This is a genomic window from Pseudomonas sp. X10, from assembly GCF_054889225.1.
This window is the reverse complement of the sequence record NZ_CM142677.1, coordinates 3,612,037-3,631,665: the sequence shown is the minus strand read 5'-3', so window position 1 is coordinate 3,631,665 and position 19,629 is coordinate 3,612,037. Positions and strand designations below refer to the sequence as shown.

Genomic DNA, 19,629 nt, shown 5'->3' with positions numbered 1-19,629 from the left:
TATCTGTACAAGTGGCCGGAGGGTGTCTTGTGCCTCCGTCAGGCCTGCTGCATAGTGCGGACTCGCGGGTCGTAGAGCGACTCGATCGGTGGCCGGAAGCCACCGTTTTGCATCTCAATGTGGAGGAGGATCGAGCTGATGAGCGGGCTTGGTGCGCGTATCAGAGAAGAGCGTGAACGGCTGGGCATGACCCAGCGGATGTTTGGTGACATCGGCGGCGTCGAGCCCAATGCCCAAGGCAAGTACGAAAGCGGAGAGCGCACTCCGCGGGTCGATTATCTCGCTGCCGTCGCAGCGCGCGGCGTGGACGCGCTCTATGTGCTCAGCGGTGCGCACACCCCCGCGCTGCTGGAGAGCCTGAGTCAGGAGGAAGGCCAGTTGCTGGACTACTTCCGCCGCCTGCCATCGACCGATCAGGCTGTGGTCTGGCACCTGTTGGCCCGCCTCGCGGGGGAGGTGGCGGAGTGCCGGCGGCCGGTGCCGCGCGTGCACGACAATGATGCTTTGCGCTAGGTCTGCGTAAGGAAATTTTGCTAAGGTGGCGGGATCCAATTGCCGCCGCATTGACGAGGTGTCTGCTTGATAAGGGTCCTTGTGGTCGATGATCACGATCTGGTGCGTACCGGCATCACGCGCATGTTGGCCGATATCGATGGCCTGCAGGTGGTGGGCGAGGCGGATTCGGGGGAAGCGGCGCTCAAGGTCGCCCGCGAACTGAAGCCGGATGTGGTCCTGATGGACGTGAAGATGCCTGGCATCGGTGGCCTGGAAGCGACCCGCAAACTGTTGCGCAGCCATCCGGACACCAAGGTGGTGGCCGTGACCGTGTGCGAGGAAGACCCATTCCCCACGCGCCTGTTGCAGGCCGGCGCCGCGGGTTACTTGACCAAGGGCGCCGGGCTGGATGAAATGGTCCAAGCCATCCGCCTGGCGTTTGCCGGCCAGCGCTACATCAGCCCGCAGATCGCCCAGCAGTTGGCGCTCAAATCGTTCCAGCCACAGGGTTCGCCCTTCGATGCATTGTCCGAGCGGGAAATCCAGATCGCCCTGATGATCGTCGGTTGCCAGAAGGTACAGATTATCTCCGACAAGCTGTGCCTGTCCCCTAAAACCGTCAATACTTACCGCTACCGGATCTTCGAAAAACTCTCGGTCACCAGCGATGTCGAACTGACCTTGCTGGCGGTCCGCCACGGTATGGTCGACGCCAATCTGTAAACCATATGTCCTCAATCTTTGATGCCAGCGCCTTCCTGGCGACCTGCAGCGGCCGCCCGGGTGTTTACCGGATGTTCGATGCCGAGGCCCGGCTGCTCTACGTGGGCAAGGCCAAGAACCTGAAGAAGCGCCTGGCCAGCTATTTCCGCAAGACGGGCCAGGCGCCGAAGACGGCTGCCCTGGTCGGGCGCATCGCCCAGATCGAGACCACCATTACCGGCAACGAGACCGAAGCGCTACTGTTGGAGCAGACGCTGATCAAGGAATGGCGGCCGCCGTACAACATCCTGCTGCGTGACGACAAATCCTACCCCTATGTCTTCCTCTCCGACGGTGCCTTCCCACGCTTGGGCATTCACCGTGGAGCGAAGAAGGCCAAGGGCCGCTATTTCGGACCCTACCCCAGTGCGGGGGCGATCCGCGAAAGCCTGAGCCTGCTGCAGAAGACCTTCTTCGTGCGCCAATGCGAAGACAGCTATTTCAGCAACCGCACCCGGCCGTGCCTGCAATACCAGATCAAGCGTTGCAAAGGGCCTTGCGTCGGCCTGGTGGAGCCAGAGGAATACGCCGAGGATGTGCGCCATTCGGTGATGTTCCTCGAAGGGCGCAGCCAGCAGTTGAGCAATGAGCTCAACAACGAGATGGAGCAGGCGGCGATGGCCTTGAACTTCGAGAAGGCCGCTGAACTGCGCGACCAGATCGCACTGCTGCGCCGGGTCCAGGACCAGCAGTACATGGAAGGTGGTAGCGGCGACATCGACGTGGTGGCGGCCTTCGTCAACCCGGGCGGTGCCTGCGTGCACCTGATCAGCGTGCGCGGCGGGCGGGTGCTGGGCAGCAAGAACTTCTTCCCCCAGGTAGGCATCGAGGAGGAGGTGGCCGAAGTCATGGCCGCCTTCCTGTCCCAGTACTACCTGGGCAATGCCGAACGCGAACTGCCGGGCGAGTTGATCGTCAACGTGGTCCATGAGGACTTCGCCGCCATCACCGAAGCGCTGCAGACATTGCGCGGCCGCGAGCTGGTGATCAGCCATCGGGTCCGAGGCACCCGCGCGCGCTGGCAGCAATTGGCGGTGACCAATGCCGAGCAGGCCTTGGGCGCGCGTCTGGCCAACCGCCAGCACATGGCGGCGCGCTTCGAGGCCCTCGCCCAGGTGCTGGGCCTGGACGAAGTACCGCAGCGCCTGGAGTGCTACGACATCAGCCACTCCAGCGGCGAGGCCACGGTGGCCTCTTGCGTGGTGTTCGGCCCTGAAGGTCCACTGAAGTCCGACTACCGCCGCTTCAATATCGAAGGCGTGACCGCTGGCGACGACTACGCTGCCATGCACCAGGCCCTGACCCGTCGTTTCGGTCGGATCAAGGACGGGGAGGGCAAACTGCCCGACGTGCTGCTGGTGGACGGCGGCAAGGGCCAACTGAACATGGCCCGCGATGTCCTTCAGGAGTTGGCCGTCTGCGACCTGACCCTACTGGGGGTGGCCAAGGGCGTGACCCGCAAGGCCGGCTTCGAGACCCTCTACCTCAACGAGGTGGCCAACGAATTCACCCTCAAGGGCGATTCACCAGCCTTGCACCTGATCCAGCAGATCCGCGACGAAGCACACCGTTTCGCCATCACCGGCCACCGTGCCCGCCGTGGCAAGGCCCGGCGCACCTCGAGCCTGGAAGATGTGGCCGGGGTCGGGCCGAAGCGGCGCCGCGACCTGCTGAAACACTTCGGTGGCCTGCAGGAGCTGACCCGCGCGAGCATCGACGAGATCGCCAAGGCGCCTGGGATCAGTAAAAAGCTTGCCGAGTCGATTTATGCCAACCTGCATAGCGAGTAGAATGCCCAGTTCAACTCGCAGCCAGTCGTACCGATGAATATTCCAAACCTGCTCACCGTTCTACGCGTCCTGCTCATTCCGATCTTCATATTGCTGTTCTATGTGCCGTATCACTGGAGCTACCTGGCCGCCAGCAGCGTCTTCGCCATTGCCGCAGCCACCGACTGGCTCGACGGCTACCTGGCCCGGCGCCTGCAGCAGAGCACGCCGTTCGGCGCCTTCCTCGACCCCGTCGCTGACAAGCTGATGGTGGCCGTGGCCCTGGTGTTGCTGGTGCAGGTGCACGCGAACTTCTGGCTGACCCTGCCGGCGGCGGTGATCATCGGGCGCGAGATCGTCGTCTCGGCCCTGCGCGAGTGGATGGCCGAGCTTGGGGCGAGGGCGCATGTGGCGGTGTCCAGCCTGGGCAAATGGAAGACCGCCGCGCAGATGCTGGCGCTGGTGATCCTGCTGGCCAACCCGCCGATCCTGGATTTTTGGGTGATGCTGGGCTACGCGCTGTTGATGATCTCCGCCGGCCTGACCCTGTGGTCGATGGTGCATTACCTGCTCGCCGCCTGGCCGCATCTGCGTGAAGGTTCGGAGCAGCAGAAATAAAAGTTTTTTTGAATCAAGGGGTTGACGCCATTCTTCAGATCGCTAGAATGGCCAGCACCAAGACGCGGGAATAGCTCAGTTGGTAGAGCACGACCTTGCCAAGGTCGGGGTCGCGAGTTCGAGTCTCGTTTCCCGCTCCAAATTATGATCTACAGACTTCCACTGGGGTCTGTAAGTCGTTGAAAAGAGGAGCTTCGGCTCCTTTTTTCATTCCAGCAAAAGCCACTGGAATCCACCGACAGCCAGCGTTTTTGAGGCCAAAAACAAGGCCAAAGAATGCGGGTGGTTCCGGTTCCGGGTTGTTGCTGGGGTTTGGATCGGGATGACCAGCAGCATCGGGCCTAAGTCCAAGACTTAGGAGCTTCGATGATGGCACTCTCTGATCTGACTGTGCGGCAAGCCAAGGCCGCTGACAAAACCTACAGCCTCCCCGATACCGATGGCCTCGGCCTGGTGGTTGCCCCTACCGGCGGCAAATCGTGGCACCTGCGCTACTACTGGCTCGGCAAGCAAAAGCGCATCTCCCTGGGCAACTACCCCGAGATCGGCCTGCGCGAAGCGCGTACCTTGCGCGACGAAGCCCGAGCACTCCTGGCCAAGGGCATCAACCCTCACACCGACCGCAAGCAGAAGCGCCATGCCGTGAAGCTGGCGGCCGACTACACGTTCAAGGCAGTCTTCGATGCCTGGGTCGAGCATCGGCGCAAGGAACTCAAGGAGGGTCGTCAAAGCACCCTCTCGCAGATCCTGCGGATTTTCGGCAAGGATGTGCTGCCCACCCTCGGGAAGATGTCGATCTACGACATTCGCCGGCCCCAGCTTCTGGGCGTCCTGGCAAGGATCGAGGAACGCAAGGCCTTCACCACGGCAGAAAAGGTCTGCACCTGGTTGAGCCAGCTATTCCGCTATGCCCTCGTGATCGTCGAGGGGCTGGAGGCCAATCCGGCTTCTGACCTGGATGTGGTGGCGGAGCCCAAGCCTCCGGTGACCCACAACCCATACTTGCATTTGCCCGAGCTGCCCGAATTCCTCCAGAAGCTCCGGCTCTACAACCCGCGTGGTTGGCAGACCCAGCTCGGCATCCGGCTGCTGTTCCTCACCGGGGTGCGAACCGGCGAGCTGCGGCTGGCGACCCCGGATCAGTTCGACCTGGACCGCGGCCTCTGGATCATCCCGCCCCAGATCGTCAAACAGCTTCAGGACGAGATGCGCAAGGCCGGCAAGCGTCCCCAGGATGTGCCGCCCTACATCGTGCCGCTGTCCCTTCAAGCCATCGAGATCGTGAGCTACCTTCTGGGGGTGATGCGGCCGGCCCAGCGCCACCTGCTGGCGCATCGCAGCGAACTCAAGAAGCGCATCAGCGAGAACACCCTCAATGCCGCCTTGAAGCGGATGGGCTACGAGGACCAACTTACCGGCCACGGCATCCGCGGAACGATTTCGACGGCGCTCAACGAGATTGGCTACCCCAAGATTTGGGTGGATGCGCAGCTTTCGCACTCGGACCCGAACAAGGTAAGTTCGGCCTACAACCACGCCAAGTATGTGGAACCGCGCCGCCGGATGATGCAGGACTGGGCCGACCGCCTCGACCTGCTTGAACAGGGCCAGGTGGAAGCGGCCAGCGCTCACCTCACCATTCGTATCGAGGGGGTGCCGGCGATGGCAGAAGAGGAAGAGCCTGCTGCCACCGTCGCTGTGCCCCCTGAAGCCTCTGTGCCGCCTGTGGTGGCAGCTCCCATCGTCATGACGCCGAACGATGCAGGCATTAGGTTTCAGCGGCTGTCCCAGGTGCCTCCACCGCCCACGCGGCCCCCGGAACCGGAAGTGTCCGCAATCCAGCGCGAGCGCGAAGAGATGCTGGCCATCTACGAGTCGCCGAGCTGCCTGCCGGTGCCGCTGTTCGGCAAGCTGGCAGGGAAGTCCAAAGACCAGATCAACCGCGAGTTGAAGGCCGGCAAACTGCTGTCCATCAGCTTGGGCAACCGGGGGCAACGAGTTCCCGATTGGCAACTGGTGCCGCTCAAGCACAAGCTGGCCCAGGTGCTCATGCGCCAGTGTCCGCAAGCGGATTCGTGGGAGCTTTACCGCATGTTGACCCGGCCACACCCGGACCTGGGCGATCGCGCGGCCATCGATTTGGTGACGCCAAGCAATCTGGGCACGGTGGTCCAGGTTATCGCAGGCGGTAAGCAGCATGTGGACGTCCCGGAGACCGTCTCGTCTCGCCCCATTCCCGAGGAGGTGCGGCAGAGCGTTCGCCGGTTGGTTGACGGCGTGGTGGTGCTCGACGGTGCGTAAGGGCCAAAGCTAGCGTGGGGGCCTTGTGCCCCCACGCTAAATCTGCGCCGCCTGCATCTTCCACCGATTGTGAATGTGGGGAGTCGCGTCTCCGAGGATTTAATCGGCGTAGGCAGCCCATCGGGCGCAACTAAGCTGCAGCATCCTTGGCGACCTGCAGGGCTCTACGCTCGAACCGCTCTGAAATGGCGTTAGCAGGTTCGTTGGGCTGCTGCAGGTGCGTCACGATCTTGTAAGGGCCGTCGCCGAGCGGACGCATGGCGATTCCCCACCTATGAGCATGCTCAATGCGTGATCCCGCAGATACCCCGATTCCATAACCGGCCGCGACCCATAGCGCCATCATCTCGAAGGACGTCACGTGCTGAATGTTTCGCTCGTCCGCAGGTATAAGAGCAGACAGCCGTTGATCCAACAAGGGGCAGGCCTCTGCCTGCCAGCGAAACAGTGGGCAGTTCAGCAGATCGGCGACCGTGAGCTTCCCCTTGTCCAGCAACGGGAAGCGCAATGGAAGCGCAACGGCCATGTCATCGCTCCACAGAGGTTGGCTTTTCAGGGACGGGTCGCTTACTTCCCGAAGCGAGAGGCCTGCGTCGTAGCGACCTTCGTGGAGGCCCGTATGCAGGTTCTCAACTGTGACCTCAAAAAACGCGATGGCGATGTCCGGCTCTTCCGCGCGTTGCAGCGCGAGCAGTGCCGATAGATGCGATGAGGGTACGCCAGGCGCTATAGCGAGCCTGAATCGGGATAACTGGCTGGTGGCGTCGTGCATAAGAGCCCCCAAAAAGCAATCGGGTTAAAAAGGCGAGCCAACATGATAGCCAAAAGAGTTAAGTTTAACGTGGTTAAGTTCCATTGATTGCTTGACGCTTCTGGTAATGCAGAAGCGTAGCGTTCAACGGGGCCGCCCCCCTGGTACAACCACCTATGAAGCCGAGCCGGCACAGGCTTTCGGTCAAGCGGTGCGTGCCGCTCGTATGGACCAAGGGATCGCTCAAGAAGAGCTTGCCTCTTTGGCCGGCATTGAGCGCTCGCACATGGGAAAAATCGAGCGTGGAGAGCATATGCCCACGCTGGCCCTGATACTGAAAGTAGCCGCTGCACTCAGGATAAGTTCTGCTGAACTGATGACTGCAACAGAGCGCAATATCGGTCTCGGCCCAGATTCTTGAGCGGATTACCGGTGGGCAGCTTTGTTAGCCACCGAAATGGGTGCGTAGGCGAATGATAAATCGCTCCAGCGGAGCCGGCAGGCTGTCATTGTCGGGCCGAAGCAGGTAGGTCGTGATCACTGCGGAATCCACCGCCAATGGGCGGATGACCACATCCGGTCGTTGGCACGCTGCGATTCTGGTTTCCGTTGTGAAACCGACGCCGAAGCCTGCGCCGACAAGAGTAAGCATCATGTCCAGTGACGACACATGCTCAACAACATTAGGCTCGTGTTCCAGTGGCCGAAGCAGGCGCGCAAGTTCGCGGCAATAGCCCTCGCACACATGCGGATCACATAAGACGAGTGGGTGGCCCCCCAGCTCATGAAGAGGGACTTCCTTGTGGGCGAGCAATTCGTGCCGCGCAGGAACCGCGATGACCAGCGGATCTTGCCAAATGGGTTCGGCAACAATGCCATCACCAACATCGGCAGTGTGCGCGAACCCTATCGTAAAGTCGCCAGACCGCAGGCCACGCAGTTGCTCAGCCAAGGGTAGTTCGGAGAGGCGGATCTCGATCTCCGGTTCCTCCGCGCGACAACGGGCCAGAAACGCCGACAACCGAGGATCGATCGCCCCGTCAGAGACTGCGATGCGGATGCTCCCTCGCAAGCCAGAGCCGACGGCCTTGGCATTTTCTCGCGCCTGCTCAAGGATGGTGAACAGCCTACGAACGTCCTGCAAGAACGTCGCGCCTGCTGCCGTCAGCACGGTTCCTCGGCGGTTCCGATCGAAAAGCAGCACACCCAGTTCTTCCTCAAGCTCTTTGATGGCTCGCGACAGAGGCGGCTGTTCAATATGCAAGCGCTCGGCAGCGCGTGTGAAATGCAACTCCTCGGCCAGAACGACAAAAAAGCGAAGATGTCGCAATTCCACAGGTGAGCCTCCTTGAGTAAGAACGTCCTTTTATGCGCTTATTTCGCAGGCTTGCACCCTAACTACCACCGGCCCTCCAGGAAATCTCATGTCTCGACCAGCGTGCAATAACCAGTCTTAGCCATCGCCCGCTCTATGCCCGTTGCAAGCCAAACGGGGCGCCCCCTGAATGGCTGGCACGGTGTGCACAGAGCCCCCCGTTGAGGCTCTTCTAGCTATCTCACGAAGCAGCAACGCCTGAAACGTGTCCGCTTCGTGCTCGTTGGAGCATCAAGGAATCAATAGGGTCTTGATCGCGCGACGTTCGTCCATCGCCCGATAACCTTCCGCCACTTGATCCAACGGTAGCGTCAGATCAAACACCTTGCCGGGGTTGATCTTTCCTTGCCAAACTAGGTCAATTAGCTCTGGGAGGAATTGGCGCACCGGTGCAGGACCGCCGTGGAGATGAACGTGTTCAAAGAACAGTTCTTCGCCATTGAGTTCGACGCCGTGCGGAACTCCGACGTAACCCACATACCCCCCTTGGCGAGCGCAGTGGATCGCTTGCATCATGGATTCCTGGGTGCCAACACACTCCAGAACAGAGTCGGCACCGAGGCCGTTGGTCATTTCCATGATGCGCGCCACGCCGTCTTCTCCGCGCTCGGTCACGATGTCTGTCGCACCGAACTCCAGAGCGAGCTTTTGCCGGGAGGGATGACGACTCATTGCGATGATCCGTTCGGCACCCATCTGCTTGGCAGAGAGCACACCGAGCAGCCCGACCGCGCCGTCACCAACAACAACGGCCGTCACGCCTGGCTGGACGTTGGCTGCCACGGCGGCATACCAGCCTGTCCCCAGCACATCGGACGTGGCCAGCAGACTCGGAATCAATTCTTTCGAGGGAATGTCCGGCGTGGCGACCAATGTGCCGTCGGCGAGGGGCACGCGCAGTAGCGGAGCCTGAGCGCCGCCGACAAACTCAGCTTGCTGGCAGGAGGACTGGTAGCCATGCTGGCATACCGGGCACACGTTGTCCGAGGCGAAGAACGAGCCGATCACGAACTGACCCGGCTTGATGTGGCGTACTTCGCTGCCGACTTCTTCCACCACGCCACAGTACTCGTGCCCCATCGGCATGGGCTCGGCAATGGGCTGGATACCCCGGTACGGCCACAGATCCGAGCCGCAAACGCAGGCTGCGGCGATGCGCACGATGGCATCGGTGGGTTTGACAATCTGGGGAGCCGGACGATCCTCGAAGCGGATATCGCGCGGGCCGTACAGTATGGTGGCTTGCATCGTTATTTTGCTCCCGACTTGGTGGCTAGTTGCCGCTCCAGCGCCTCGCGTGCACGGCGAGCATGCTCGGCATCCACGCGGTCGGCGAGGACCTGAGCGAGCTGGCGCAACTGACTGGCAGTCAAGCCGACGTTCATGCTGATGCCCATGTGCGACTGCAATTGCGACTCGGCGCCAGGCAGCGCCGCCAGCATCCCCACCGTGGCCAGCTCGCGGCTTTGCCAGTCGAGGTTGTCGCGCTCGAAGATGTCGCCGAACAGATGCGCCTTGAGGTATTCATCGATGGCGGGGGCGAAGTCGAACAGCGGCCCCTTGACCGGCGCGCCTGCCAGTTTGGTCTGGTTGGCCGTGCCTGCAGCGAGCAGCTCGTCACCCTTCGGGATGGGGCGGCTGGGCAAATGACCGGGTGCGTCCTGGATACCGCGCTGTTTGCGTGCCTCCAGCACCTTCATCAATTCGCCCAGCGCATTGAGGCTGCGCGGAAAGCCCGCATAGGCGTATAGCTGCACCAAGATTTCCTTGGTATCGCTTACGGTCAGGCCGGCATCCAGTCCTTGATTCAGAGCCGCGTTCAGTTTGGCGATGTCACCCGCTGCAGCGAAGGCCCCGATGGGCACGATGGCCTGCTGGCGGATCGAGAGGGTTTCAGATACGGCGGCGTTCATATCTCGGGGCTCCTGCGTGTTCGAGGCAGCTTGGCTCAGCGTCGTCGTCAGGCCGAGGACGATGGCAGCCAGCGCACTGGCCATGGGGCGCTTCTTATCGTGCATGTTTGCCCTCGTATTGGTCATCCGTGACTTTCTCCATCCAATCAACATTCTTGCCATCCACGGTGCCTGTGACGGTCAGGTAAGTCACGGCGGTCTTGGGCGCAGCGCCGTGCCAGTGTTTAACGCCCGGCGGGCACCAGATCGCATCGCCAGGGCGCACGACCTCGACCGGCTTGCCCCATTCCTGAACGAGTCCGACACCCGAACTCACTACAAGACGCTGTCCGTAGGGATGGGTATGCCACGCCGAACGGGCACCTGGCTCGAAAGTGACCATAGCGCCAGCGGCGTTGATGTCTTTGTTGGGCGACCACAGCGGGTCAATCCGCGCCCGGCCAGTGAAGGTCTCCGCAGGACCGGCGATCGAGGCCTGACTTCCTGCAAGCACGATCTCCTGCTGGGCGGGCGCCGATGCGGCGCTATCGGCCTGGGGGGCGGCTACAGCAGCCGTGGCGGCTTGTAGTGCGGCTGCGGTCAGGAGAATTTTGAAGAATGAGATTCGCATAGAGGGACTTTCCTTGTAGTAAAAGGCCTATCGGCGGCCATTCAGCCGTTCTCGCCGCCACCCGGCGGCGGGCCTGCGAGGTACTGCTCGTCGGTCACGTGCTCCAGCCAGTCCACGTTCTTGCCGTCAAGTGCTTCCTGGATTGCGATGTGCGTCATGGCGGTGGTGGGCGTAGCGCCGTGCCAGTGCTTATGCCCGGGCGGACACCAGATGACATCGCCCGCTCGGATCTCGACGATGGGCTCACCCTCGCACTGCGTCCAGCCGCAGCCTGCGGTGACGATCAGCGTCTGGCCGAGAGGATGGGTATGCCAGGCCGAGCGCGCGCCCGGCTCGAAGGTCACAGCCGCGCACGAGGTACGAGCCGGAGCGGGAGGGTTGTTGAGCGGGTCGATACGGACAGTGCCGGTAAACCACTCGGCAGGGCCTTTGGCCGAAGGTTGAGTTCCAGCGCGTTTGAGTTCCATGGACGGCTCCTTTCAATGAGTCGGCTTCGCTCACTGCATCTCTTGCAGAGCAAGCAAATAGTTCCTCTCGGCATCGACATCGCATTCGTGAACGGGGAACCACGTTCCCCTTTGTGAGGAACCCGCGCTACGCGGCCAGGATTTCCGGAGGAGCGTTGAGAATGCTCAACGACTTCGATAAGCATTCTCTCCAATGTAGTAGGAGCAGCTTCGCGCGACTAGACGTCAGAAACTATATGCAGCCATAAATGGTGCTCATGAATCGAGTTGCCCGGTAGCCTGGGATCGCGTTAGCGCCGGTAACGCAATTTCTCGACAATCAGTGACAGTGCGGGTGACGACTGACGCCGGCTGGCAAAGTAGATGTGAAGACCGGGGAAAGTGGGACACCAGTCTTTGAGTACAGCCCGGAGTTGGCCGCTCTTCATATGAGGGCGCGCAAGTTCTTCGGGCATGTAAGCCAAGCCGAATCCCGCCAGTGCGGCCTCGACAGCCGGATAGATGCAGTTGAATGTCCACGAACCATCAACCCGCACCTGCAGGTTTCGTTCGCCCTTCTTGAGTTCCCAGGCGTACACGCCGCCGCGCACGGAGAAGCGCATATTGATGCACTCGTGGTCGGTCAAGTCTGATGGCGTCTTGGGTGCCGGATGCCCTTCCAGGTAGGAGGGTGCCCCGACGATTACCATGCGGATGTCCGGTGAAATCCGAACCGCTGTCATGTCCTTGGAAATCTGGTCGCCGAAGCGAACGCCGGCATCGAAGCGCTCCGCCACAATGTCGGTCAGACCCGGCTCGATCGCCACCTCGATCTTGACGTCAGGATACTTCTGCTGGAGCTTGGAGAGCTTGGGCCAGAGGATCGTGTTCGCTGCAAAATCAGAGGCTGTGATACGCACGGTCCCAGCAGGCTTGTCGCGTAGCTCCTCGAACGCGACCAGTTCGTCGGTGATCGCCTCGAATCGAGGGGCCACTCTCTGGATAAGGCGTTCCCCTGCCTCCGTTGGCGACACACTGCGGGTCGTGCGCGTCAGCAAACGCAGCCCCAGCCGCGCCTCCAATGCGCGAATGGTGTGGCTTAGCGCCGACTGAGACACGCCCAACTGAGCCGCCGCGCGGGTAAAGCTCCGCTCTCGCGCAACAGCGAGAAAAGCCAGGATGTCGCGAAAATTTTCACCAGACATACGAGGAACTCCGCTGCTATTGCCGGTAACGCAAGGCTTCGACCAGCAAGGTCATCGCACGCGAAGGCTGGCGCCGGTTTGGGTAGTAGAGATGGAAGCCGGGCCACACCGGGCACCAGTCCTCCAGCACGGAGACGAGTTGCCCCTTCGCGACATAAGGGCGAACCATGTCCTCAGGCAGGTAGGCCAGCCCGAAGCCAGCCTTGGCCGCCTCGAAAACGTCGTAGGCGTTGTTGAAGGTAACTGTTCCGTCCACACGGGCATTCACTGCGCGCTTGCCCTTGGCGAACTCCCATTCGTAGAGGCCACCATAGGTGGACGTTCGCAGATTGATGCATGCGTGCTCGGTGAGGTCGCGCGGAGTCTTGGGCACTGGCCGGTCCGCGAAGTAGGACTTCGATCCCACCACCATGTTGCGAACGTCAGGGCCGATCCGCACTGAAATCATGTCCTGGGCCAGTTCCTGGCCGAACCGCACGCCAGCGTCGTAGCCGCGCGCGGCGATATCGACGCTTTCGTACTCGTTAACCAGCTCGACCTTGATCTTGGGATATTTCGGGAGGAACTTCGCCAGCTTGGGCCAGAGGATGCTTCGGATGGCGTAGTCGATGGCGGTGATCCGGATCGTTCCCATGGGCTCGTCCCGCAGCTCACCAAGCGACTGGATTTCGGCCTCGATCTCGTCGAATTCAGGGGCGAGACGATCCAGCAGCCGCTGGCCCGCCTCGGTGGGCGACACGCCGCGCGTGCTGCGCATGAGAAGACGGACGCCCAATCTTTCCTCCAACGCCCGGATGGTGTAGCTCAAGGCCGGTTGTGTGACCCGAAGCTGGGCTGCCGCGCGCGTAAAGCTGCGTGCGCGCGCCACGGCGATGAAGGCCAGCAGGTCGCTGAAGTTGTCACGCGACATTGATGAACCCCCTTTATAGGACTGTATGTATTTTACAGGCTTCGTCTGAACTTCGCTCGAAAAACAACCATATTGGATGCCTCGATTCATGAACAGGTCTTATGGGACTATGCGAATTCTGCCGTCTATTCAATGTTGGGCGCGCGATCTAAAGTTCAGTATCAGCCAAGGAAGGCAGGCCTTCTGCCCGGAACGCCAAGCCCTGCAAGCGAGCATTGAGGCAGCGCAGAAGCACCCGCTCCAGCCGTCATAGGCCTCTGGCATGGGTTGCCCGATTGCATGATTCGGATGAGCGTCAGCATGGCGCTGAACGTCACGATCGGTCGAATTGGGAACGCTTGGTGCAGGCTGGATCGTTGCGTCGCCATACGGCGCTTTTTGTCCACTGAATAGTGAAGGAGCAGACCCGATGAACGAGCAAATTTCCTCCAGCCGACGTGACCTGTTGAAGGCAAGCGCAACGGTCGGCGCAGCCGTATGTGCCACGCCTCTCATGATGGGAACCGCCGTCGCACAGCTAGCCACAACGACCTCATCGGGGAGCAATGCCATGGACCTACCCAACATTATCAAGCAGCGAACCCTGGGTTCAGGCGACTTCCGCATGGAGGTGTCCGCCCTGGGCTTTGGCGTCATGGGCATGAACTACAACCGCGGCGTCCATCCCGACCGCAAAGCCATGATCGAGTTGCTGCATCAGGCAGCCGAGCGCGGCGTCACGCTGTTCGACACCGCGCAAATCTACGGTCCTCTGATCAACGAAGAACTGGCCGGTGAAGGGCTGTACCCGTTCCGGGGCAAGGTGAACATCACCACAAAGTTCGGACACCGCATCGTTGACGGCAAGTACTTCGAAGGCGAGCTGGACAGTACGCCCCAGAACATTCGGCGTGTCGCGGAAGAATCGCTCAAGCGTCTGCGCGTCGAAACCATCGAACTGTTCTATCAGCACCGTCTCGATCCCGCTGTGCCGATCGAGGACGTCGCGGGCACCGTCAAGGATTTGATACAGGAAGGCAAGGTCAGGCGCTTTGGGCTTTGCGAGGTCAATGCGCAGACCATCCGCCGCGCCCATGCCGTGCAGCCGGTGACCGCCGTGCAGAGCGAATACCACCTGATGTGGCGCGGCCAGGAAAAAGAAGTGTTTCCGGTGCTCCAGGAATTGGGGATCGGCTTCGTGCCCTACAGCCCGCTCAACCGAGGATTCCTTGGCGGCGGCATCACCGAGTACACGCGCTTTGATTCCGGCAACGACAACCGCAACACGCTGCCGCGTTTCACGCCGGAAGCCATCCGGGCGAACCTGGCGGTGGTGGAAGTGCTCAACACGTTCGGCAGAACCCGGGGGCTCACCTCCGCGCAGGTGGCACTGGCCTGGATGATGGCGAAGGCCCCCTGGATCGTGCCGATTCCCGGCACCACCAAGCTGGCCCACCTGGACGAGAACCTGCGCACCGCCGAAGTGGCGCTGACCCCGGCGGAAGTGCAGGAACTGGAGACCGCCGTCTCGAAGATCCAGATCGTGGGTGATCGCTATCCGGCCTCGCAGCAGAAACAGGTCGAAAGCTGATAGTGAAAGGTAGCCGCGCATTTCCGCCCCTTCGCCAACCCGGAGTCACGAACATGCTGACGAGCAGAAGGAGTCTTGTGGGATTCGGCGCCGCCGCGGTGCTGGTCGGCAGCGCGCTGCTGGCTGCTCCCCCGTCGAGCAAGGCTGCCACCGCACAGGCTTCAGGAGAATCACGAATGAACTGGTCAAGTGAAGAACTCAGCAAGATCGTCAAAGCCGACGATCTTCACATCGCGCCGTTCCGCGAGGATGGCGTGACCTATGGCACGCCCACGTGGATCTGGTGCGTGGCCGTCGATGGCGATCTCTACGTGCGCGCCTACAACGGGGTCAACTCCCGGTGGCATCAGGCCGCGATACGCGAGAAGGCGGGCCGAATCGTCGCAGCCGGCATGACAAGGGAGGTTTCCTTCGAGCCGGTCGCAGGGCCGATCAACGACCGCATCGACGATGCCTACCGGGCGAAGTATTCGGGCAGCCAGTACCTGCAACCCATGATCAGCGAGCGCTCGCGCGCCGCGACGGTGCGGATCATTCCCCGCGACGCCAAGCAGTGAAGGAATCGAAATGTCTATCTTGAAAAACTCATTGATGTCCGCCGCGATCCTGTTCGCGATACCCACGTTTGCGCACGCCGCCGAACCGACCACCGTGGCACAAGGCGTGAACGTGGTCGGCTCCCAGAAGGTCACATTCAACAATAGCGGTGTCCAGATGGCTGGCAACCTGTACCTGCCCGCCAACTACGACAGCAGCAAGACGTACCCGGCGATCGTCGTGGCGCACCCCTGGGGCGGCGTGAAGGAGCAGACCTCCGGCCTGTACGCGCAGCAACTGGCCCGCAAGGGCTTTATCACGCTGGCCTACGATGCCTCGCACTACGGCGAAAGCGGCGGCGAGCAGCGTGACCTAGAAGACCCGGCCGACCGTGTGCAGGACATCCGCAGCGCGGTGGGCTACCTGGCCAGCCTGCCGCAGGTCGATGCAAACCGCATCGGTGCTGTGGGCGTCTGCGCCGGCGGCGGCTACACGCTGCACGAGGCCCAGACCGATCTGCGCGTGAAGGCGGTGGCCAGCGTGGTTGCCTACGACATCGGGGATGCGACCCGCACCGGCATCCAGGGTGCTCCAGTCACGGCCGAGGATCGCCAGAAGCTGCTGCAAGGTGTCGCCGAACAACTGAACAAGGAAGCAGCCGGCGCACCCGTACTGGTGCAGCAACTGCTGCCGTCGCGCGATCAGGTGAATGCCAGCACCGACAACTTCACCCGCGAGGCGACCGAGTACTACCTGACGCCGCGCGGCGCGCACCCGAATGCCCGCAACCGCTTCGTCGTGACCAGCCCAGGCCTGCACATGGCGTACTACCCGCTGGAACACATGGAACTGATCTCGCCCAGGCCGGTACTGCTGATCGCGGGCGAGCGCGCCGAGACGCGCAAGTTCAGCGAAGCGGCGTATGCCAAGGCCCAGCAACCCAAGGAACTGATGATCGTCCCCGGCGCCTCGCACTTCGACCTGTACGACAAGCCGCAGTACGTGACGCCTGCCGTGGACAAGATGGCCGAGTTCTTCGGCAAGCACCTGTGAACAACGGATGACACGGGAGTCACTGACATGAGGCCATTGCTCATCGCCCTATGCGTTCAGGCGCTGTCGGTGTGTGCCGCCCCGGCGGCCCTGGCACAGGACGCGGCCGGCACCGTGCGCATCCAGGCCACCGCGCCCGGCGACTGGGCCATGCAGGTGGTGAGCGACGGCCTCGACTATCCCTGGGACATCGCGCGTTCCGGCGACCGGTTCGTGCTGACCGAGAAGGCCGGCAACATCGTCGTGATCGAGAACGGCCGGCAGCAGCGCTATCCGCTCCAGACCTCCGACCCCATCGTTCATGAAGGCGGCGCGGGCCTGCTCGGCATGGCACTGTCGCGCGATTTCGCGCAAAGCGGCATCGCCTACTTCTACCATTCGTACCGGGCCAGTGCGGGCCTGACCAACAAGGTCATCCAGGCGCGGTTCGACGGCACCGCCTGGCGCGAAACCCGCGTGCTGCTGGCGGGCATCCCCGGCCATCGGCTCTACAACGGCGGGGCCATCGCCATCGGGCCGGACGGACACCTGTACGTGACCACGGGCTGGACGGCCAACCGCGAGCGGCCGCAGGACCGGGGCAACCTGGCCGGCAAGGTGCTGCGCATGACGCTGGACGGCCGGGCGCCGCAGGACAACCCCTTCCCGGGTTCACTGGTCTATTCCTACGGCCACCGCAATCCGCAGGGCATGGCCTGGAATCCGGCCGGCGAGCTGTTCGTGGTCGAGCACGGCGAGTTCGGCCACGACGAGATCAATCGGATCAGGCCGGGCGCGAACTACGGCTGGCCGCTCGCCGAAGGCGCCGAGCGGCGCAGCGGCATGGAACCGGCCTGGATCGAATCCGCCCGCGGCACCTGGGCACCCGCAGGCGCCGCGTTCGCCGGCAACGAGCTGTTGGTCGCAGCGCTCGGCGCACGGGGGCTGTTCGTCGTGGACGAAGAGGCCAAGGCGCTCAAGCCCGTGTTCAGCTCCGGCGACCGCATCCGGGGCGTGCTGCCCATGGGACGCGACCTCTACGTGATCACGACGAATCGGTCCCCAAGAGGGGAAGGCCCCTCGAAGGACCGATTGTTGCGACTGTCGCCGAGGCGATGACATGAATCGCCGAAATCTGCTCGCACTCGCGCTCGCCAGTCCTGTGGCCTTCTCCGTGGCACGCGCTCAAACGCTGTCGTCCGGCGACTACCGCCAGATGCAGGCGGGGCGTGACGAACCCATCCTGGAGCCGGATCTCCCCATCATCGACGCGCACCACCACCTGGTCGATCGGCCCGGGCTGCGCTACATGATCGACGACTATCTGGCGGACACGCGCGCCGGCCATCGGATTGTCGCTTCGGTGTACGTGGAGACCTTGGCTTTTGCGAGAACGGACGGCCCCGAAGTGCTGCGCCCGCTCGGCGAGATCGAATTCGCCAACGGCATCGGCGCGATGTGCGACAGCGGCCGCTACGGCTGCCGCGTCTGCGCCGCCATCGTGGGCCACGCCGACCTGCGGCTGGGCGACCAGGTGGCCGAACTGCTGGACCGGGCGATGGAGCGCGCACCGGACCGTTTCCGGGGTGTGCGCCAGGTCACCATCGAAGACCCGTCCGAGGCGCCATACCGCTTCATTCCGACCCGGCCGCCGAGCGGCGTGATGAAGAGCGCGGGCTTTCGCCCGGCCTTCGCCCACCTCGCCAGACGCGGTCTGAGCTTCGACGCGGCGGTCTTCCATCACCAGTTGCCGGAGGTGATCGAGCTGGCGGATGCGTTCCCCGACACCACCATTGTGCTGAACCACTGCGGCCATGCGATGGCGATGGACCTGGACGCGCTGGCACGGGAACAAGTGTTTCGGGCGTACCGCCGGCTGATGACCGAGGCGGCCCGGCGCCCGAACATCCACTGCAAGGTGGGTGGCCTGGGCATGCCTTTCTGGGGCTTCCGGTTCGAGGAGCGCAAGGACCCCGTCGGATACCGCGAGCTGGCGGCGGCCTGGCGCCCCTATGTGGAAACCACCATCGAGGCGTTCGGCGCCGACCGTTGCCTGATGGAAAGCAACTACCCTCCGGACGGTCGATCCGCAGGCTTCGTGCCTCTGTGGAGCGCACTGAAGTACATCGTCCGGTCGGCTTCGGCCGATGAGAAGGCGGCGCTGTTCCACGGCACGGCCGCGAAGGTCTATCGCATGCGCGTGCCGGTTGCGCAGGCCGGGAAGGCTCCAAGCACGTAGGCCCAGGGGCGAGGCCCCAGGGAGCAACCGCAAACGCAGCGCACCCAGGTGCCGGGGCCATTTCGTCGCCCCATCTTTATCCAGAACACATCTCCAACAGAGGATCTGAAATCATGAAAATCTCCTTCGAAAACCAAGTGGCACTTGTCACCGGCGCGGCGTCGGGTATCGGTCTGGCGACCGCCAAGGCCTTCGCGCAGGCCGGTGCGTCCGTTGCGCTGGCGGATGTGAATGGCGACGGCGCACGCGCCGCTGCCGACGAGCTGGTCGCGGCTGGATTCAAGGCCATCGGCATCCGCTGCAACGTGGCCGATCTGGGCGAGGTCGAGGCGATGGTCAAGGAAACCGTCTCCACCTTCGGCCGCCTGGACGTGGCCTTCAACAATGCCGGCATCCAGAACGCTCTCGCGGAGACCGCCGACGCGACGGTCGAGGACTTCGACCGTGTGAATTCGGTCAATCTGCGCGGCATCTGGGCGTGCATGAAGTACGAACTGCAGCACATGCGCCAGCAGGGAAGTGGCGCCATCGTCAACTGCTCGTCGCTGGGTGGACTGGTCGGCGGTGCCGAGCGTGGCACCTACCATGCCGCAAAGCACGGTGTTCTCGGGCTGACCAAGAGCGCGGCATTGGAATACGCCACGCGCAACATCCGCGTCAATGCCGTGTGCCCGGGCCTGATCTGGACGCCGATGGCCGAACAGATGGCCGCCTCGGGCCAGAAGGAGGCGCTGGACGCCATGGTCGAGGGCATCCCCATGCGCCGGCACGGCCGCGCCGACGAGATCGCCGACGCCGTGCTGTGGCTGTGCAGCTCGGCTTCCAGCTACGTGACCGGCCAATCCATCTCAGTGGACGGCGGGCTCATCATGCGCTGATCGCGCCCCGCGTGGACGAGCGTTCCTGCCACACCGGCGAACGCTCGTCCGTTGCCTTTTTCAACCCGATGGCGGCGCTCATGCGAGCCGTGCCAAGACAAATCAGGAGACACGCCGCATGCTCGAAGATTCCACTTCCCCCAGCCGCGCCAGGGCGAAAGCCCTTGGACTCAGAGGCATTGCGCTGATCGCGCTCGGCCTGGTGATCGTGGCCTTCG

Annotated in this window: 20 protein-coding genes and 1 tRNA gene; 13 read left to right on the top strand and 8 right to left on the bottom strand. The window is 62.6% G+C overall.

Annotation, left to right across the window (positions count from 1 at the left end):
- The first annotated feature begins 138 nt into the window (after positions 1-138).
- The 6 genes from ACYU03_RS16625 (at position 139) to ACYU03_RS16600 (ending at position 5,945) form a co-directional block, all read left to right on the top strand.
- A complete protein-coding gene (locus ACYU03_RS16625) occupies positions 139-513 on the top strand; it encodes a helix-turn-helix domain-containing protein (RefSeq protein ID WP_461885734.1) in 375 nt (124 codons plus the stop codon).
- A 66-nt stretch (positions 514-579) separates the two neighbouring features.
- Positions 580-1,218, top strand: coding sequence for a response regulator transcription factor GacA (gene gacA, locus ACYU03_RS16620; protein ID WP_461885733.1), 639 nt, complete (start codon positions 580-582; stop codon positions 1,216-1,218).
- Between the two features lie 5 nt (positions 1,219-1,223).
- Entirely contained in the window at positions 1,224-3,047 is a 1,824-nt protein-coding gene (uvrC, locus tag ACYU03_RS16615) for an excinuclease ABC subunit UvrC (RefSeq protein WP_461885732.1), read from the top strand.
- Positions 3,048-3,080: 33 nt separating this feature from the next.
- Entirely contained in the window at positions 3,081-3,644 is a 564-nt protein-coding gene (pgsA, locus tag ACYU03_RS16610; protein WP_461885731.1) for a CDP-diacylglycerol--glycerol-3-phosphate 3-phosphatidyltransferase, read from the top strand.
- Between the two features lie 64 nt (positions 3,645-3,708).
- A tRNA-Gly gene (locus ACYU03_RS16605) sits at positions 3,709-3,784 on the top strand.
- Between the two features lie 229 nt (positions 3,785-4,013).
- Entirely contained in the window at positions 4,014-5,945 is a 1,932-nt protein-coding gene (locus ACYU03_RS16600; protein WP_461891489.1) for a tyrosine-type recombinase/integrase, read from the top strand.
- Positions 5,946-6,075: 130 nt separating this feature from the next.
- Here the strand turns inward: ACYU03_RS16600 and ACYU03_RS16595 are convergent, their stop codons facing one another.
- Positions 6,076-6,717 carry a substrate-binding domain-containing protein gene (locus ACYU03_RS16595; RefSeq protein ID WP_461885730.1) on the bottom strand — a complete coding sequence of 214 codons (642 nt, stop codon included), beginning with the start codon at positions 6,715-6,717 and terminating at the stop codon, positions 6,076-6,078.
- A 106-nt stretch (positions 6,718-6,823) separates the two neighbouring features.
- Between ACYU03_RS16595 and ACYU03_RS16590 the strand changes: the two genes are divergently transcribed.
- Entirely contained in the window at positions 6,824-7,117 is a 294-nt protein-coding gene (locus ACYU03_RS16590) for a helix-turn-helix domain-containing protein (RefSeq protein WP_040328361.1), read from the top strand.
- A gap of 24 nt (positions 7,118-7,141) precedes the next feature.
- On the opposite strand, the gene ACYU03_RS16585 is transcribed toward ACYU03_RS16590, so the two are convergent.
- The 7 genes from ACYU03_RS16585 to ACYU03_RS16555 all read right to left on the bottom strand — a co-directional run bounded on the left by ACYU03_RS16585 (position 7,142) and on the right by ACYU03_RS16555 (position 13,155).
- A complete protein-coding gene (locus ACYU03_RS16585) occupies positions 7,142-8,032 on the bottom strand; it encodes a LysR family transcriptional regulator (protein ID WP_005794980.1) in 891 nt (296 codons plus the stop codon).
- Between the two features lie 270 nt (positions 8,033-8,302).
- Positions 8,303-9,319, bottom strand: a complete 1,017-nt coding sequence (locus ACYU03_RS16580) for a zinc-dependent alcohol dehydrogenase family protein (RefSeq protein WP_461885729.1) — start codon at positions 9,317-9,319, stop codon at positions 8,303-8,305.
- A gap of 2 nt (positions 9,320-9,321) precedes the next feature.
- Entirely contained in the window at positions 9,322-10,089 is a 768-nt protein-coding gene (locus ACYU03_RS16575; protein ID WP_461885728.1) for a carboxymuconolactone decarboxylase family protein, read from the bottom strand.
- On the bottom strand, positions 10,079-10,594 hold the full coding sequence (locus tag ACYU03_RS16570; protein ID WP_461885727.1) for a (R)-mandelonitrile lyase: 516 nt from the start codon (positions 10,592-10,594) through the stop codon (positions 10,079-10,081). Before ACYU03_RS16570 ends, ACYU03_RS16575 begins: the two co-directional genes overlap by 11 nt.
- 41 nt (positions 10,595-10,635) lie before the next feature.
- Complete coding sequence (locus tag ACYU03_RS16565; protein ID WP_005794973.1) at positions 10,636-11,061, bottom strand: (R)-mandelonitrile lyase; 426 nt, start codon at positions 11,059-11,061, stop codon at positions 10,636-10,638.
- Between the two features lie 290 nt (positions 11,062-11,351).
- The gene (locus ACYU03_RS16560) at positions 11,352-12,245 is read right to left on the bottom strand and encodes a LysR family transcriptional regulator (protein WP_005794972.1); all 894 of its coding nucleotides are present in this window, start codon (positions 12,243-12,245) and stop codon (positions 11,352-11,354) included.
- A gap of 16 nt (positions 12,246-12,261) precedes the next feature.
- Positions 12,262-13,155: a LysR family transcriptional regulator gene (locus tag ACYU03_RS16555; protein ID WP_461885726.1), complete on the bottom strand. Its 894-nt coding sequence runs from the start codon at positions 13,153-13,155 to the stop codon at positions 12,262-12,264.
- Positions 13,156-13,723: 568 nt separating this feature from the next.
- Between ACYU03_RS16555 and ACYU03_RS16550 the strand changes: the two genes are divergently transcribed.
- The 6 genes from ACYU03_RS16550 to ACYU03_RS16525 all read left to right on the top strand — a co-directional run bounded on the left by ACYU03_RS16550 (position 13,724) and on the right by ACYU03_RS16525 (position 19,411).
- Positions 13,724-14,725 carry an aldo/keto reductase gene (locus tag ACYU03_RS16550; protein WP_461891488.1) on the top strand — a complete coding sequence of 334 codons (1,002 nt, stop codon included), beginning with the start codon at positions 13,724-13,726 and terminating at the stop codon, positions 14,723-14,725.
- Between the two features lie 53 nt (positions 14,726-14,778).
- Positions 14,779-15,282 carry a DUF2255 family protein gene (locus ACYU03_RS16545; protein WP_320539004.1) on the top strand — a complete coding sequence of 168 codons (504 nt, stop codon included), beginning with the start codon at positions 14,779-14,781 and terminating at the stop codon, positions 15,280-15,282.
- A gap of 10 nt (positions 15,283-15,292) precedes the next feature.
- Positions 15,293-16,315, top strand: coding sequence for an alpha/beta hydrolase (locus ACYU03_RS16540; protein WP_461885725.1), 1,023 nt, complete (start codon positions 15,293-15,295; stop codon positions 16,313-16,315).
- A 27-nt stretch (positions 16,316-16,342) separates the two neighbouring features.
- Positions 16,343-17,413, top strand: coding sequence for a PQQ-dependent sugar dehydrogenase (locus ACYU03_RS16535; protein ID WP_461885724.1), 1,071 nt, complete (start codon positions 16,343-16,345; stop codon positions 17,411-17,413).
- A 1-nt stretch (position 17,414) separates the two neighbouring features.
- Positions 17,415-18,533, top strand: a complete 1,119-nt coding sequence (locus tag ACYU03_RS16530) for an amidohydrolase family protein (RefSeq protein ID WP_461885723.1) — start codon at positions 17,415-17,417, stop codon at positions 18,531-18,533.
- A gap of 113 nt (positions 18,534-18,646) precedes the next feature.
- Complete coding sequence (locus tag ACYU03_RS16525; protein WP_461885722.1) at positions 18,647-19,411, top strand: SDR family NAD(P)-dependent oxidoreductase; 765 nt, start codon at positions 18,647-18,649, stop codon at positions 19,409-19,411.
- Positions 19,412-19,629 lie beyond the last annotated feature (218 nt).